This window comes from Extensimonas soli (assembly GCF_029211265.1).
GTDB classification, from domain to species: Bacteria; Pseudomonadota; Gammaproteobacteria; order Burkholderiales; family Burkholderiaceae_C; genus Extensimonas; species Extensimonas soli.
The window spans coordinates 11555-27204 of sequence record NZ_JARGEL010000017.1 but is presented as its reverse complement, the minus strand read 5'-3'; the positions used below and the strand labels follow the sequence as shown (position 1 = coordinate 27204).

21 protein-coding genes, 1 tRNA gene and 1 pseudogene are annotated in these 15650 nt (G+C 54.7%); 17 read left to right on the top strand and 6 right to left on the bottom strand.

Annotated elements, in window-relative coordinates; all coding sequences use genetic code 11:
- Positions 1-2: 2 nt before the first annotated feature.
- The 5 genes from PYV55_RS08280 to PYV55_RS08260 all read right to left on the bottom strand — a co-directional run bounded on the left by PYV55_RS08280 (position 3) and on the right by PYV55_RS08260 (position 2539).
- Positions 3-272, bottom strand: coding sequence for a hypothetical protein (locus PYV55_RS08280; RefSeq protein ID WP_275850213.1), 270 nt, complete (start codon positions 270-272; stop codon positions 3-5).
- Positions 273-330: 58 nt separating this feature from the next.
- Entirely contained in the window at positions 331-921 is a 591-nt protein-coding gene (locus PYV55_RS08275; protein ID WP_275850212.1) for a hypothetical protein, read from the bottom strand.
- A 6-nt stretch (positions 922-927) separates the two neighbouring features.
- On the bottom strand, positions 928-1569 hold the full coding sequence (locus tag PYV55_RS08270; protein WP_275850211.1) for a class I SAM-dependent methyltransferase: 642 nt from the start codon (positions 1567-1569) through the stop codon (positions 928-930).
- Positions 1570-1589: 20 nt separating this feature from the next.
- Entirely contained in the window at positions 1590-2447 is an 858-nt protein-coding gene (locus PYV55_RS08265; protein ID WP_275850210.1) for a TraR/DksA family transcriptional regulator, read from the bottom strand.
- A 17-nt stretch (positions 2448-2464) separates the two neighbouring features.
- A tRNA-Arg gene (locus tag PYV55_RS08260) sits at positions 2465-2539 on the bottom strand.
- 170 nt (positions 2540-2709) lie between these two features.
- Between PYV55_RS08260 and PYV55_RS08255 the strand changes: the two genes are divergently transcribed.
- The 7 genes from PYV55_RS08255 to PYV55_RS08225 all read left to right on the top strand — a co-directional run bounded on the left by PYV55_RS08255 (position 2710) and on the right by PYV55_RS08225 (position 7307).
- Positions 2710-3345, top strand: coding sequence for a hypothetical protein (locus PYV55_RS08255; protein WP_275850209.1), 636 nt, complete (start codon positions 2710-2712; stop codon positions 3343-3345).
- A 3-nt stretch (positions 3346-3348) separates the two neighbouring features.
- Positions 3349-3567, top strand: coding sequence for a hypothetical protein (locus PYV55_RS08250; RefSeq protein ID WP_275850208.1), 219 nt, complete (start codon positions 3349-3351; stop codon positions 3565-3567).
- 42 nt (positions 3568-3609) lie between these two features.
- Positions 3610-3966, top strand: coding sequence for a hypothetical protein (locus PYV55_RS08245; protein ID WP_275850207.1), 357 nt, complete (start codon positions 3610-3612; stop codon positions 3964-3966).
- On the top strand, positions 3963-4703 hold the full coding sequence (locus PYV55_RS08240) for a DUF2786 domain-containing protein (RefSeq protein ID WP_275850206.1): 741 nt from the start codon (positions 3963-3965) through the stop codon (positions 4701-4703). The genes PYV55_RS08245 and PYV55_RS08240 overlap by 4 nt, the downstream gene beginning before the upstream one ends.
- Positions 4704-5546 (top strand): DNA adenine methylase, encoded by an 843-nt coding sequence (locus PYV55_RS08235; RefSeq protein WP_275850205.1) that lies wholly within the window; start codon positions 4704-4706, stop codon positions 5544-5546.
- Positions 5539-6324 carry an ATP-grasp domain-containing protein gene (locus PYV55_RS08230; RefSeq protein WP_275850204.1) on the top strand — a complete coding sequence of 262 codons (786 nt, stop codon included), beginning with the start codon at positions 5539-5541 and terminating at the stop codon, positions 6322-6324. The genes PYV55_RS08235 and PYV55_RS08230 overlap by 8 nt, the downstream gene beginning before the upstream one ends.
- A 116-nt stretch (positions 6325-6440) precedes the next feature.
- Positions 6441-7307, top strand: coding sequence for a hypothetical protein (locus PYV55_RS08225; protein ID WP_275850203.1), 867 nt, complete (start codon positions 6441-6443; stop codon positions 7305-7307).
- Between the two features lie 163 nt (positions 7308-7470).
- On the opposite strand, the gene tnpA is transcribed toward PYV55_RS08225, so the two are convergent.
- Entirely contained in the window at positions 7471-7923 is a 453-nt protein-coding gene (tnpA, locus tag PYV55_RS08220; RefSeq protein WP_275850202.1) for an IS200/IS605 family transposase, read from the bottom strand.
- Between the two features lie 36 nt (positions 7924-7959).
- Between tnpA and PYV55_RS08215 the strand changes: the two genes are divergently transcribed.
- The 10 genes and pseudogenes from PYV55_RS08215 to PYV55_RS08170 all read left to right on the top strand — a co-directional run bounded on the left by PYV55_RS08215 (position 7960) and on the right by PYV55_RS08170 (position 15615).
- The gene (locus tag PYV55_RS08215) at positions 7960-9237 is read left to right on the top strand and encodes an RNA-guided endonuclease InsQ/TnpB family protein (protein WP_275850201.1); all 1278 of its coding nucleotides are present in this window, start codon (positions 7960-7962) and stop codon (positions 9235-9237) included.
- 14 nt (positions 9238-9251) lie between these two features.
- Positions 9252-9473, top strand: a complete 222-nt coding sequence (locus PYV55_RS08210) for a hypothetical protein (protein ID WP_275850200.1) — start codon at positions 9252-9254, stop codon at positions 9471-9473.
- Positions 9474-9854: 381 nt separating this feature from the next.
- Positions 9855-10520 (top strand): hypothetical protein, encoded by a 666-nt coding sequence (locus PYV55_RS08205; protein WP_275850199.1) that lies wholly within the window; start codon positions 9855-9857, stop codon positions 10518-10520.
- Positions 10521-10535: 15 nt separating this feature from the next.
- On the top strand, positions 10536-10769 hold the full coding sequence (locus PYV55_RS08200; protein WP_275850198.1) for a hypothetical protein: 234 nt from the start codon (positions 10536-10538) through the stop codon (positions 10767-10769).
- An 84-nt stretch (positions 10770-10853) separates the two neighbouring features.
- The gene (locus PYV55_RS08195) at positions 10854-11195 is read left to right on the top strand and encodes a type II toxin-antitoxin system CcdA family antitoxin (protein WP_275850197.1); all 342 of its coding nucleotides are present in this window, start codon (positions 10854-10856) and stop codon (positions 11193-11195) included.
- A gap of 177 nt (positions 11196-11372) precedes the next feature.
- Positions 11373-12002, top strand: coding sequence for a ParA family protein (locus PYV55_RS08190; protein ID WP_275850196.1), 630 nt, complete (start codon positions 11373-11375; stop codon positions 12000-12002).
- A gap of 8 nt (positions 12003-12010) precedes the next feature.
- The gene (locus PYV55_RS08185) at positions 12011-12379 is read left to right on the top strand and encodes a hypothetical protein (RefSeq protein WP_275850195.1); all 369 of its coding nucleotides are present in this window, start codon (positions 12011-12013) and stop codon (positions 12377-12379) included.
- A gap of 288 nt (positions 12380-12667) precedes the next feature.
- Positions 12668-12760: pseudogene (locus tag PYV55_RS08180) on the top strand (YqaE/Pmp3 family membrane protein); the annotation flags it as partial.
- 18 nt (positions 12761-12778) lie between these two features.
- On the top strand, positions 12779-14335 hold the full coding sequence (locus tag PYV55_RS08175) for a type I restriction-modification system subunit M (protein WP_275850194.1): 1557 nt from the start codon (positions 12779-12781) through the stop codon (positions 14333-14335).
- Positions 14332-15615 carry a restriction endonuclease subunit S gene (locus PYV55_RS08170; protein WP_275850193.1) on the top strand — a complete coding sequence of 428 codons (1284 nt, stop codon included), beginning with the start codon at positions 14332-14334 and terminating at the stop codon, positions 15613-15615. Before PYV55_RS08175 ends, PYV55_RS08170 begins: the two co-directional genes overlap by 4 nt.
- The last annotated feature ends 35 nt before the right edge of the window (positions 15616-15650 follow it).

Below are 15650 nucleotides of genomic sequence, written 5' to 3'. Positions count from 1 at the left end.
GATCAGTATTCCTGCAGAACAAAAGCCATCCGCTTTTTCTTGCGATCCGCAAGCCACGGACGAACGATCCAGCTCCAGATACCAATGAGGCTTGTCGCCAGGAAAATCAGGTTCTGCGCAAGCAGTCCCCAATGATGATTGGCCGCAGCAAAGGTGATCCAGCCGATGTTGCTGAACGAATAAAAGACGAAGGCTGCGCCAGCGTATTTCGATTTGATGGCGAGCATCAGGGTGCCGATGACGCCGAAAAGTGCAGAGTATGTTTCGAGCACTTGGGTTCTCCTTTGCGGTTGTCTAATTTTAATTGATTTGCCGTCGGCTGGCAAATTATTAAATTCCTTTTATTCGCGCCAGTCTCTTTTTTGTCAAATCCAGCCAGGCAATCAGACGGTCAAGACTTTCCTGCGGCGATAGCCGATCAAACATATCCATTGTGCGACGGATGCAGTAGTCGTGTCGCTCCTGGTCGTTTGCTCCAGGCACATTGATCCAATCCGGCACAAAAACCATGGATAGAATAGCCTCAGCAAAAAAAGCTCGCGCGTCTATTTTGCAACCCGCCAGCCGCATCAGGTGTAGCTGGTGTGCGAAAGTGCTTAGCTCACGCTCGGTTGCGCTGCAAGTCAGGGGTTCGTCGAACACTTGTCCCAGCACCTCGACCTTGCGCATCTTGAAGCCAAAGAACCCATGCAAATTGCGCTTGCGAAATGCTTCAGGGCCAAATTGCGCTGCATGCGCCAATTCGTGAAAAAGATTGACGGAGCTTACGCTTGGGCCTGCTTTGGCGCCAAAAACATAGTCCTTGTAACCCTCCACTTTCGTGCTGAAACGAAGACCTGGGTGGCCGTAGATGCCAAGACGTTGCAGGCGCGCTTGTGCTACAGCCTGAACTCTTGCGTGGCGAAGATGGGTATTTTGCATGTCAGCCTAATCACTCTCGCCCCACACATGCTCCCAGGCGCTCTTGAGCGCAGGGGCAACACATCTGAGTCCAACATAGCGCGGCTTGTCTCTGCCGAGCCAGAATTTCGGCTTTTGCGCGAGCATGCGAACCGATGGAATGCCGTCGCTCTCCACCCTGCCGATTGCTTTGGGTACAACGCCACAACCGATGGCGAGGCGATAAAGAGCCCCAGGCGTCCACGGGCGAATGTGTGTCGGGTCGTCCCAAAAGCTCTCAAAGCTGTGATCCTGGGGATCATCTGATCCATTCTTTAGCGCCGAGAGTTCACTTGGAGATTCGACCCATATCATCCCTTCAGGGCGCGTTATTCTCGTTAGCTCAAGAAAGAAACTCGCTGGCGATTGGATGTGCTCAAGAACATGACTTGCGACAACAAGATCTCCAATGCCGTCTGGAACAGAAATTTTCTCGTTTTTGATTGTTGCAAACGAAGCCCAAGGAGGGCGACCAGGCGGCTCGGATTCATCAACGCCTATGAGATTTGCGCCAACAGCCTGACATTGTTCAAGAAGCCTCCATCCATAACATCCACAGTCCACGACAGTGATTGCCGCATGTATGAGGCTCGATATAGATGGCGCAACTTTCTGAATTTCATTTTCCATAATATTCCCATCCTACAGATTCAAACCGCCATCCGCAGCGACTTTTCTTTGTGCTGCTGCGCCTCAAGACTCAGGCGCGCTGTTGGGTTCGCCAGCAGGCGTTCGAAGCTGATGGGCTCCCCGGTTTCCTCGCAATGACCATAGACGCCGTTCTTCATCTTGTTGAGTGCGTGGTCGATCTCTCGCAATTGCTTTTGCAGGCGGAAAATCTCGTTTTGCCGCTCTGTGCGCTCGATGTTGAGTGCGGCAAGGTCTGCATCGTCGCCGTCCATGGACTTTTCGTGCGACTCGCGCTCACCGTGACTGAGTTCGAAGATTCGATCCATGCAGTCTTTTTGCATGGCAAGCAGGTTTCTTTCCAGGATAGCCATCCTCTTGGGCGGCAAGTCGCCCGCATCGACGGCGGCATCCTGGCTTGATGTGTCCGGTATTGCCGATGGCTTTGCTGTGCGCCCAGGATCCTTTTTCTCTGCAGGGCGCAAAGAGGGTGGGGCGGCTTCGGTTTTCGCAGTCGCGCCCGCGTCCTTTTTCTTCGTGGCGCGATGACCTTGCGTCTTCTTCCTTGTGTTTTTTGCGCCTGATCCGCCTTCCTCGACCATGGAAGGCTCCGCGACAAAATGCGCGAAGGCTTGATACAGAAACTCATGGCGATCGGCAACGCCTTTGAGTTTTACCGACTCGATGATTTGCTCAAGCCGCTCGTCTGCAGTCACTCGAAGATCGTGCGTGCCACGCCACTCTCCGGGGATAGGCCGGATGCACCCGTCCCAGTGCTGCAGCAGAAGACGAACGAGCTTCCCGCGCGACGAAGACTCTCCAAGGATTTTCTCGAATCGCTGGATGAACGCATCGGAGACTTGAAATCTGATTCTTTTCATAAAATTTTTCTTTTAATTGGCCTGCCCGTCAGGACTCGAACCTGCATCTTCCGCTTAGAAGGCGGATGCACTATCCCTTGTGCTACGGGCAGATGTTTTTCGCCAAAGGCGGCGAGCCATCGCCAGGGACGCATTGTAGCACATATTGCAGCATGAAAGCAGAATAGCTGTGGCAAGCATGCGACATGCAAGCAGCAAGGTTGCAGCATGCAAGCGGCTTTGTGTATAATACACCCACGACGAACAAACGGCAGGTGCAAACATGGGACAGGCAAAGCAAAAGAGACTCCGATCGGAATCCATCGACATTTCGGACGTCGAGCGCGTGGGTGATGCGATCAGAAGGCTCGCGACCGCAGCGAGCGAAAAGATCGGGTACGACTGCTATGTGCATGCGCTCATCGGCAAGGAGCTTCTTGCGGACTTTTCGATTGATGCAGAGGTTGCGGCGGGCTATGCGGCCTGGCGCACCGGAGAAAGCGACGGATCCGTGATTGCGCACACCAGCAAAGTCAAGGGCTACCTGCCGCCTGGCGCGCAAGGCTTTGCATACCATGCCTGGCTCGTGTGCGGGACAACGATCATCGACCTCACGACTTACCAGATCCCGCGCAAGGCCGCAGAACTGGATGCAATGGATGGCGGGCATACGCAGCTCGATTGGGCTCCAGCGCTGTTGATCGCGAATTTTGCCGACGTGAAGAGCTACGCGGCAGTCCAGCAGGGGAGCGCAGGCATGTTCTATTACGAGCGCGATCGGCGCATCGAGAAGATTCTTGCCGAGACATCAATTCTCGACCCGGAGGATGTTGCTCACGCGAGGCTCATCCTGCGCAATCCCGATCTGATGGTCATGGGGCCGAACGACATTCCCCAAAGAAGTTTTCCCAAGGAGTAAAAAATGCGCGCACCAACTAACTACAAAACCAGTTTCGGCCTCTACAAGGCCACCATCAAGGCCATCGAAACCCTCTCAGGGTGCAAGCGCGGCTGGTGGCTGCAAAACGCACTGGATCACGCGGAAAATGGGCTCAACGACCCTCTGTTGCGTGAGCAGCTCTCCAAACTTATCGGAGAAGCAAGCCCGAAAACTGTCGCGGAACTGGTGCCCGTCTGTTAATTCGCCCAGTCTCAATTACTCATCACGAAAAAAGGAAGAACCATGCCTACCAAAACAACTGGCGCAGAATTCAAGCGTTTCTACAACGACGAGTCTTTTTGGCCGAACGACAACGGTGACACTTTTCACGATGAAGGGGTCATCATCGTAGCCGGGGTTGTTTACGAATATGGTCTGGATCCTGATAAAGATCCTATTCCAGACGATGCCGAGGTGATCATCGAAGGCGGAACCGTCTATGGGCCGATGTGGAACGGGAATGAACCCTCGTTAGAAACCTATTTCAAGCGCTGGAAGAAAAAGCAAAACACGGCTTCGTTCCTGGTCGAATGCGATCAATCCGTGCTTGATGCAGTCAAGGCGGCCATCAAAGCAGCAGGCGGACGGGTTTCAAAATGACCCAAATCGACCCCAAAATCCTCGGCAAGATCAAAAAGTGTCTTGCGCTTTCGGCATCCAGCAACCCCAACGAGGCCGCAACAGCGTTGCGTCAGGCGCGCGCGCTCATGGAGAAATACGGCGTCTCTGCGCACGAGGTTGCGATGTCCGAGGTCGGAGAATCCCGCGCCGCAAGCCACACCCTGTCCAGGGAAAAGCCAGCAGCATGGGAAGTGCTGATCGCATCCCTTGTCGGCCGCGCCTTCGGTTGCCAGCTCATGTTCGAGCGATCCTTCAAAAGGATGCGATCTGGCAGCGTAAAGACGCATGGCGCTTACATTTTTGTCGGGCTCTCCCACCATGCTGAGGTCGCATCCTACACGGCGACGGTGCTCATTCGCAGATGCAAGCGGGCTCGCCAAAAATGGATCAGCGAGAACTTTGGCGGACTGTCGGTGGGCACTGTAGGTGTGAAGAAGAAGATCACGCAGATGGGCGACGCATTTGCAACCGGATGGGCATCCGAAATCAACAAGCTCGTCTCAGATTTTGCGGTTTCAATGGATGTGCAGCAGGCGATCGCGCGGCACATTCATGAAAATACCGGAGGCAAGGAAGGTAAGACCAGAGAGTCCAGGCCTGATAACGACCGATATTTCTCGATGGCGCTCACTGCGGGCGCAATGGCCGCGAAGGATGAGCGCCTGTACCGGCCTGTAGAAACAGCGCAGGGTGAGCAACTGGCTATAGAAAACTAAATGGCGCGACAACCCATGGTTCAAATCGCACAAGTCCCAACCCGCCCAATCATACGGTACTATGGAGGGAAGTGGAAACTTGCGCCATGGATAATTTTTCACTTTCCGCGCCACAAGATTTATGTCGAGCCGTTCGGTGGCGCTGGGTCGGTGCTATTGAGCAAGCCCAGGAGCCACGCCGAAATATATAACGATGCGGACGGAGATATCGTCAATCTTTTTCGGGTCGCAAGGGATCAAGGGGAAGACCTGATCCGAAGTCTCGAATTGACGCCGTTCGCGCGAGAGGAATTTGACCTGGCATGGGAGCAGTCCGAAGATCCTCTTGAAAAAGCGCGCAGGACGGTAATTCGTGCCTATATGGGGCGCGACCCGGCTTCTGCCACAATGCGAGGGAAAAGCTCATTCAGGGTTTATGTCGGCAGCAAGACTCGACAGACTACAACAATGCAAGAATGGGCTAATTTTCCATCTGCCCTTAATATCATTATTTCCAGGCTGCGAGGTGTTGCTATAGAAAACAGGAGTGCATTAGATGTGATGTCCGCTTACGACAGTGACGATGCGCTACACTACCTCGATCCGCCTTACGTGTTCTCAACCAGGGCTGATACAAGCAAGTACCGCCACGAAATGGACGATGCAGATCACATCGATCTCATCAGGTTCGCAAGAAAATTAAAAGGAATGGTCATACTCAGCGGGTATGACTGTGAGCTATACAGAGAAATTCTAGGGGACTGGCACAAGGTTGAGCGCAAGTCCTTCGCGGATGGAGCAGAGGAGCGCGTAGAGACGCTTTGGATGTCGCCCAATTTCCCGAGTGGCGGGCTTTTTGATTGACCCCGGTGCGCGTCAAACTCCGTCGTTCAGGGCGATGGAGAATGTCAATATTATGTCGATAACGCAGATTATAATTCAATCGCAATACGCGCGCAGCCCAGAGGCGATTGCGATAAGGACGGCTATCACACTTGATCGCGCCGGCATCCGAGTTGTAAATTCAGACGATCCTGGTTGCGATATATCAGAATTGCCAGTTGGTTCTGTTGAGTTTGTGCTAAGCGGACTTCGCAAGAGGCTCGTCAAAGCGCCTCCAGTTATAGACTATCCGGCGCCGCTCAAACGATTCCTTTTGCGCGAAATTCGATCATCCATCCTAATAAATGAGATCGGTGGCGAAGCCTGGATAAAAACCCGCGGACACGAAAAATCATTTGAGCCAGGCGCTGCGAATCGCCCCAACCTTTGTGGGATCAATCCGCAAACATTGGTTTACGCATCCCCATTCGTTCGCTGGCTATGTGAATGGCGCTGCTACGTCGCCAACGGTCGTCTTCTTTGGCGAGAGCGCTATGATCCTGACGGGCCGGATGATGCGCCAGAGCCAAGCGAGCGCGTAATACAAGAAATGCTTGGCGCATACGAGTCAAGCGGCGATGCACCGGCAGGATACGTCATGGATGTTGGCGTCCTGGAAAACGGTAAATCCGCTCTCATTGAAATAAATGACGGCTACGCCATTGGTTTCTATGGAAAAATTACACCCCAGAGGTCACGTGATTATCTGCGGGTGCTGATTGCTCGCTATGAGCAGATCATTGGATCGCTCAAGCTGTAGCGGCACCGGCATGGAGACGGACAGCAGGCGACCAATAGAATTCCTCTAAATATTTGCACAGGGGCACAAATGCCCTTATAATAGAGCCATCAACATCAACCGACACGGTGACATCAATGATCCTGGCCCTTGAAAAATTCCCTATCCTGCGCGCTGCCGCGCGGAGCCCTTCGCGCTTCGATTCCGCCGTTGAGCAGGTGCTTGCCGGGATCGAAGCGGGGTCTATCCGCAACGTGGACTATCAGGATGTGAAATACGAGGTGGGACAGGCTGCTGCGGATGCCTGGAACAACCATGTTGCAAGTCCCTTTTTCCACGGCGGTGGATGGGAAAAGTTGCCGCTCGACGTGAATGAGCTGTACGACAGCATCACGATCCTGAGCCTGCATGATTTGATCTCCACGGCCAAGAAGGTAGCCAGAAGCAAGGCCCCAGGGCCCGTCATTGAAGCGATGCGGGCCGTCTGCGCCGAGGCGCTGCCGCTGGCCGAGGCCGTGGCATCCCTCAAGGACAAGGTGGTCAAGGGCCGTGCGCCGAGCGCAGGCCCGTCGAAGCCGGTGAATCCGAACAAGGTGGTCAAGACGTGCCCGGTGTGCCTCCGGGCTATCGCCGTGGTTGGCGGGACGATGGCCCACCACGGCTACACGCGCCCTGAGATGGGCTGGCAGACTGCAAGCTGCCAGGGGATTCGCTTCAAGCCGCTGGAGGTATCCAGTGAGGGCTTGGAGTGGCTGATCGCCGCGCTGCGCGAACGCCTGGGGGCGCGCAAGCAGGCATATGACAAGCGGGCGACGCACCCCGAGTATTTGATGAGTCGGCGGGGACGCAACGGCGCTGCCGTGAAGGTCATGCGGGACGATCCCTTGTGGCCGCAACTCTTTGCCCGCCATGTGGCCGAGCTGAGGTCGGAGATTGCAGCCATAGAGCACGATTTACCGAGGCTGGACAAGATGCTGGCCGACTGGAAGCCGGAGGTTCAATGAGCAGCCATTGGAAATGGGCCGAGAAAGTCGCCGCCCAACATGACCAGGAAAAAACCTTTGCCCCGGAGAAAGGCCAGCCCTTGAACCAATGCCCGCGCATTCCGCTTCCTAGCCAGGACAGACGCTGAGCGTCAGAAGGCGAAGCCATCCTGGCCGGAGGGGGTCAAGCGGGCGGCTTTTGTTTTTTGGCCCCCGACTTGCGCGCATGCTCCACTGTACCTTGTGCGTTCACATAGGCGCGCACCGTTTCCAGCGATGCTTCACCTACGCTACCCACGAAATAGGCGCGATGCCAGAAAAGCGGCTTCCAGTAGAAATCCGCCAGATGTTCCGCGAAGCGGTTGCGCGCGCGCCTGGCGCTTGCGGTCTTCAGGTTGTTGATCAACACAGAAATATCCAGAGCAGGATGGATGTCGATCAGAAGATGCACGTGGTCGGCTTCGCCGCCGAACTCCAGTAGCCTGCAGCGCCAAGCCGCAAGGATATTGGCGAACGCCTCTTTGAGGTAGGCAAGAACTTCTGGCGTCAGCGTCCTGCGGCGGTATTTCGTCACAAAGACAACATGTAGCTTAATGTTGTAAACGGCATGTGAGCTAGATCGGTTGGTACTTTCCACGGTTGCGCCTTAATTTTTTTCTGATAGTATAGCGACATGCAGCGCCGCAAAGTCACCTTCAAGCTGTACCCCAATGCCGAACAAGAAAAGCGGCTGGAAGCCTGGGTGCGCTTGCATTGCGAGCTGTATAACGCGGCCCTGCAGGAACGCATCGAGGCTTATCGCAAAGCGGGCAAATCGATCAGCTATTACGAGCAGCAAAACGTATTGCCAGAAATCAAGATGGCGCGGCCCGAATTCCTCGAACTCGGCAGCCACGCATTGCAGCAAACATTGCGGCGCCTCGATTTGGCGTTCCAGGCATTCTTTCGGCGCGTCAAAGCGGGGCAAACCCCAGGCTTTCCGCGCTTCAAGTCCAGCAAACGCTTCTCTGGATTCTGCTATCCAGATCCGGCAGGCTGGAAACTCATGCAGAACGGCAAGAGAGGCGCGACACTGCGTATAGGCTCAGGGTTCCAGGCGCTCACGCTTCGCGCTCGCGGCCGCCATCGATTTGGCGACACAGCCAGGCCCAACGACCTCACGATCATGCGCCGCAATGGCTCATGGTTCGCCTCCGTCACCCTGCGGGTGCCAGAGGCTGCCTGCGCCCGTGAGCGCGCCGACGATCGGCATCGCGGGATCGATTTCGGAGTCACCGACTGGGCAACATTCGACAATGGTGAGACGATTGAGAATCCGCGCTGGGTAAGGACAGAGCTTCCCAAACTGGCAGAGCTACAGCGCCAGCGGGCGAGAAAGCGTAAAGGCTCGCTGCGCTATAAGCGCCTGTCAAAACGTGTGGCGCGCCTGCATGAACGCATCGCCAACCTGCGCCGGGATTTCATTCACAAGGAAACGACAAAGCTGGTTCGAACCTGTGCGGTCATCGCCACAGAAGAACTCACGCCCAAAAACATGAGTCGCAGCGCCAAAGGCACGGTGGAAACACCGGGTCGGTGCGTGCGGCAAAAGGCTGGGCTCAACCGGGAGATCCTCTCGGCTGCCTTCGGCCTGGCGCACCAGGTGATTTCGTACAAAGCGGTAGAGGCTGGTACGAGATTGCACCTGGCAAATACGCGCCAGCTCAAACCATCGCAGCGCTGCGCCCGTTGCTGGGAGATTGTTCCCAAGACACTGGCGCAGCGTGTGCATGTGTGTCCGCATTGCGGCCACACGATGCAACGCGATCAAAACAGCGCATCGGTGGTGCTCATCGATGCGCACACGCCAGGGACTGGCGTGGCGGCTAGACCGAAGGCTTCGCCCCATCGACGGCGCAAGCCCAGGTCTGCGACCCGCGAAACCCACACTACAACCGCAACTGCGGTTTAGTGGCGGGAGAGTTCATGTTCAAGTCCGGCGACCCCGTGATTTACACGAACCCCGCCGGACTCGAATTCGCTTTGCGCGTGGCCGGTTTCTATGATCGTCCTACCGCACCGGATGGCATGTATGCCAAGGGCGCGCGCTATCTGCTGGATTGGGGGTGCCCGTGGTTCCCCGTTGCGGAATCGTGCTTGCGCATGGACGAGTCGCGCGCCGCGCAAGAGATGGGGCCGACGGCATAACGGAGAGAGGCGCTCGACTTGCGCCCCTCATCTGCAACACCTAATCTGAGAACATGCCAGCAAAACCAAGAACCGATGCGCGCAAGGCTGCAACAAACCGGGAAGCATTCCGCGCACTGATCAGCACGCACGGACTCATGCTCAAGGACTGCGCAGAGCTGATAGCCCTGCAGACAGGCAGACCATGCAGCTATCGCGCTGTGAAGTCCTGGATGGCGGATCCAAACGAAGTCGCCACATCCAGGCCATGCCCGGATTGGGCCGTGGAGGCTCTGCGGGCGGCTGTTGCGCGGACAGCAATGGAGCGCATCAAAACCTGAGAAAAAATGTCAACCGCTGCATCGAGTCCATTTTGTGTATAATACACACATCACACAAGAAATGGCAAACGACTACCGCATGGTTTGTGGGCAGGGGAACGAAATGATCCAAAATGCGCAACAAGAGCAGAAAAAACCTGAGTTTTACTCATTCACGATTGAGAGACTCTATGTTTTAGTCGCGGACATCGCGAAACTCGCTATTCAAAAGCACGCAAAAATAGATAAACCGATTAGTGCTGCTGATTGGGATGGTGTGTATGATCATCTCATCACTATCGATGCACCTACATCGCTACTAGATGCCGTCAATATGATTTCTCTCGCAACAGAAAAGCTCGATGCTGGCAGAGATGATATTGCCGCAGGAGCGATGGCCTCTGCCATGGCGTCTCTGTCAACCTACAGTGGCGAATATATTCCAAACGCTGCCAAACATGCGCTAGAGAGCGTGGTTTCCAGTATGGTAAGAGACGGTCATCATGAAAATGACGCGATCCCGCTGCACGATGCGGCACATATCATCCGCCGCATCCTAATGGGAGAGTGGATATCTGACGAAAAAGCAAAATTCAAAGCCGTGCAGTCAATCCTGCGCAACGCAGACCTGAGCAGCGAAGAGAAAATATCGATACGTCGTTTTGCCCGGTCTGCCATGAGCGCGCAGGATGTCAATAATGTTTTGCGGGTCGTGAAGGCTCTCAGGGCCGAAAAACAAATCAACTGATTCATGGAGGTAATCGTGAGTTACATTGCAACCATACGGCACCACAGCCTATCACGTGCGCGCCATATCCGCATAGACGGAAGCATGCTCGCAGCCAAGAGCGCAGCCACCAAAGAGTTTCGGGACGAACCCATCGATTACGAAATCGTGATTGGTGAGGATTTTGGTAACGGAGATGTGCGTTTGGTCGCCATGCGCCGTGTTGATGAGCGGCGATGGATAGATTTGAACGGATCGAATCCTCTGTGATGGTGGCATAAGTAGCCACTAAAACATATGCAAAGTTGACATTTGTGTGAAGAGTCCGAACATGGAGGGCAGAACGTGCGTAGCATGGAAATTGACCCCACTGGCAACTGGCGCCTCTACGCGCCAGTGCTCCCCGATGGCGCCACGCCCCTAGGCACCGTCACCGTGGGATCCGAAACCGGCGCGCTCGTGCGCATCGATCGTACCGGCGCTTACTGCATGCTCGTTGGTGGCGCTCTGCGGCGCATCGATGGCCGCTCTGTGGCTGCGGCTCTGGGCCATGCCTGCCGCAAACCAACCATCGATGGGCAGCGCATCAATGTCTATCTGGATGCCGATTCCATCGAGGGCGCGCGGCGCTTGGGCGGCGGGAACATTTCCGCTGGCATCCGCGAGGCGATCAGGCGGGTTGCGCGGCACGATTGATCCAGGTGCTCGCCATCCTTTAACTTAACTATTGTTCACTTACATCCCTATCAAGCAATAATGCAGCATGCTTGCCGAATGAAGCTAAAATACAGACAGCAAGCATGCCGCGTTACACTCTATGGCATGCAAACATATTGCAGCATGCTACAATCAATCATGCTCAAAGGATAAAAAATGGCATCAGTCATCGCATTCGTCTCACAGAAGGGTGGCGTAGGGAAATCCACCCTGGCGCGCGCCCTTGCACGCGAAGCGGCCGCTGGCGGCTTGCGTGTGAAAGTTGCTGACCTCGACACTCAGCAGGGAACCTCTGTTGACTGGCACCGGCAACGGCTTTCCCAGGGCATCGAGCCCGTGGTTTCCGTGGAAGCCTTTGCCAACGCTTCGCAGGCGCTTGCCGTGGCCAGCGGCTACGACATCCTCATCATCGATGGCCCCGCGAGAACGTCTCAGGCCACGGCGGAAATCGCGAAGGCTGCCAATCTGATTGTCCAGCCATCAGGGGCTTCTCTCGACGATCTTCGGCCCGCCGTGCGCGAGTTTCATGCCCTTGCAAAAGCCGGAATCCCGAAGGAGCGACTCACCTTTGCTCTCAATCGCATCGCTACCCCATCCGAGGAAGCCGATGCAAGGGCGTACCTGCAAGAGGCTGGCTACTCTGTGATTGACGGGTGCCTGTTCGAGCGCGCGGCCTACCGGCAGGCTCAAAATATCGGTCGGGCAGTTACCGAAACGAAGTTTGCAGGGTTGCGCGCCCAGGCGGACTCACTGATCCAATCCATCATCGACAAGGCAATTACTTGATTACCACCATGGCAGACGTTTCAAAATTCAAATCCAAGGGCGCAACACGTTTTGGCGCCCCACCGCCTATTGACGAGGCCAGCACGAACATATTTGTGCCGGAGGTCGCTGCTGTGCAGGATGCTCCGAAAAGTGAGCCCGTCATACAACAGGCAACAGAGCCAGTGAAAACAGCCATTCAGTCTGGAGTCAGGCGGCGTGACGGCAGAGCATTGCGCAGGACTGGGCGAGTGATTCCGTTTTCGACCCGCGTGAGCCAGGATTTTGATGATCTCGTGCGCGACATCGCGGAGCAAAACGATTTGCTCATCATCGAGGTGCTGGAAAACGCGATGGAGGCCTATGCACGCGAGCTTGAGGCGGGCAAAAAATCCTAAGAAAACCAGCTTCGAGTTTACCCTGTGCACGGCAGCCAATGCCGGTTAATCCCCAAAAAGAAACCCGCACATCGGCGGGTTAAGGTGGCAAAAGCCACCAGGGAGGGCAGGTGAGACGGCTTAATTATACCATGGTTGCATTGCCATCAGCAACCTTATCGGTAAATGGTTTATTTGATTCGTGGATCGACGCCCTGCCATTGATCGGCTTGCGCGTGGGGATTTTTTAATGACCGTTAATTTTGATGACCTAATTAAGCTGAATCAAACCTTGAGACATTCTTTATGGTATGGCTCCCAGCCACAATATGGGCGGTGTATGCCCTAAGCCAATACAAAACCGACAAGAAGATAGAAAAAGCTCTTGGCGGGTCTCGATAAAAACAAAGGAATTGCACAATGACAGGGCTTCAACAACGCGCAGAACTCCAGCGCCGAATCTGGCAAATCGCCAACGATGTACGCGGAGCCATCGACGGCTGGGACTTCAAGCAGTACGTTCTTGGCACGCTGTTTTACCGCTTCATCAGCGAGAACTTCGCTGCATACATCGAGGGCGGTGACGATGGCGTTCGCTATGCGGATCTTCCCGATGATGTCATCACGCCAGAAATCAAGGACGACGCGATCAAGACCAAAGGGTATTTCATCTACCCGAGCCAACTCTTCGTCAATGTAGCAGCCAAGGCGAACACCAACGAAAGCCTGAATACCGACCTTGCCAACATCTTTTCCGCGATCGAGTCCTCGGCAAGCGGCTATCCGTCGGAGGGCGACATCAAGGGCTTGTTTGCAGACTTTGACACGACCAGCAACCGCCTCGGCAACACCGTCAAAGACAAAAACACGCGCCTGGCGGCCGTGCTCAAGGGTGTGGCAGAACTGGACTTTGGCGACTTCGATTCAAGCCACATCGACCTCTTTGGGGACGCCTACGAGTTTCTGATCTCCAACTATGCCGCCAATGCAGGCAAGTCTGGTGGCGAGTTTTTCACTCCGCAGCATGTCTCCAAACTGATCGCGCTGCTCGCCTTGCACAAGCAAACCAGCGTGAACAAGATTTATGACCCGGCCTGCGGCTCAGGGTCGTTGCTGCTGCAGGCCAAGAAGCAGTTCGATGATCACATCATCGAGGACGGCTTCTTCGGGCAGGAAATCAACCATACGACCTACAACCTGGCTCGTATGAACATGTTCCTGCACAACATCAACTACGACAAGTTCAACATCCAGCTTGGCGACACCTTGACCGAGCCGCACTTCCTCAAGGACAAGCCATTTGACGCCATCGTTTCCAATCCGCCCTACTCGGTAAAGTGGAAGGGAAGCGATGATCCCACCTTGATCAACGACGAGCGTTTTGCCCCTGCGGGCGTGCTGGCGCCCAAATCCAAGGCCGACTTTGCGTTTGTGCTGCATGCACTCAGCTACCTTTCCAGCAAGGGCCGCGCCGCCATCGTGTGTTTCCCAGGCATTTTCTACCGGGGCGGCGCCGAGCAGAAGATCCGCCAGTACCTGGTGGACAACAACTACGTGGAAACGGTGATTGCACTCGCGCCCAACATGTTTTACGGCACCACCATCGCCGTCAACATCCTGGTGCTGTCCAAGCACAAGCCGGACACGACGACGCAGTTCATCGACGCGAGCGGGCTTTTCAAGAAGGAAACCAACAACAACGTGCTGCTGGACGAGCACATCGATCGGATCATGGCGGTTTTCGACAGCAAGGAAAACATTGCTCACTTTGCGAAATCCGTGCCGCTAGAGCAGATCGCCGCCAACGACTACAACCTGTCGGTCAGCAGCTACGTCGAAGCCAAGGACAACCGAGAAGTGGTGGACATCGCTCAGCTCAACGCCGATCTGAAAACCACGGTCGCCAGGATTGACCAGCTGCGCAAAGACATCGATGCCATCGTCACTGAGATTGAGGGCGGGGAGTTGGAGGTATGAGCCGCGTGAGCTTTTTGGAAAAGCTGCTGGATGGCGTTGATGTGGAGTGGAAGGCGCTGGGCGTGGTCGCCAACTTGGTTCGCGGTAACGGTCTCCAAAAGAAAGACTTCACTGAAGAGGGTGTGCCTGCCATTCACTACGGTCAGATTTATACCTATTACGGCCTATCCACAAAAACAACAAAATCCTTCGTGTCACCCGAATTGGCTGGTCAACTAAAAAGAGTTGACAAGGGTGATGTTGTAATCACCAATACAAGCGAAAACCTTGAGGATGTAGGCAAAGCGCTGGTGTACCTCGGCGAGCGCCATGCTGTCACTGGCGGGCATGCGACCATCGTGAAACCAGGTAACTGCTTGCTGGGTAAATACTTTGCTTATTTCACTCAGACGGAAGAATTCGCCGTCGAAAAAAGAAAGCACGCAAAAGGGACTAAGGTGATTGACGTTTCCGCCACAGATATGGCGAAAATCAAAATCCCTATCCCCTGTCCAAACAACCCCAAAAAATCACTTAAAATCCAAGGCGAAATCGTCCGCATCCTGGATACATTCACCGAGCTTACAGCCGAGCTTACAGCCGAGCTTACAGCCGAGCTGACCGCCCGCAAGAAGCAGTATGAGCATTATCGTGACCAGTTGTTGAGATTCGATGATGGGGATGTGGAGTGGAGGGCGCTGGGCGAAATAACACTGCCTACGATCAATATCAGGTGGCGCGACGCAAATCGCGCCTATCGATATATTGATCTTGCCTCTGTGAACATTGAAACGAAAACCATAACTGAAACATCCGAAATATCGCGCAGCAATGCGCCAAGCCGAGCGCAAAAGCTTGTTGAAAAAGATGATGTTATTTTTGCAACAACCCGCCCAACCCAACAGCGCTATTGCTTAATTGATGCTGAGCACGCTGGCGAAGTTGCAAGTACCGGCTACTGCGTTTTGCGCGCCAAGAAAGCAGAGGCATTACCTAAATGGATTTTGCATTGGATCGCTTCTTCTGATTTTAAGTCATATGTTGAAGAAAATCAAAGCGGATCGGCATATCCCGCTATTTCAGACGCAAAGGTAAAGGATTTCAAAATCCCCATCCCCTACCCCAACAACCCCGAAAAATCACTTGCCGAACAAGCCCGCATCGTCGCCATCCTCGACAAATTCGACACCCTCACGCAATCCATCACCGAAGGCTTGCCGCGCGAGATCGAGTTGCGCCAGAAGCAATACGAGTATTATCGTGATATGCTGTTTCGCTTCCCGAGGCGGGAAAATTCATAAGGGTGGCGCGTCCTAGAGAGGCGCCCGCAAGCTGG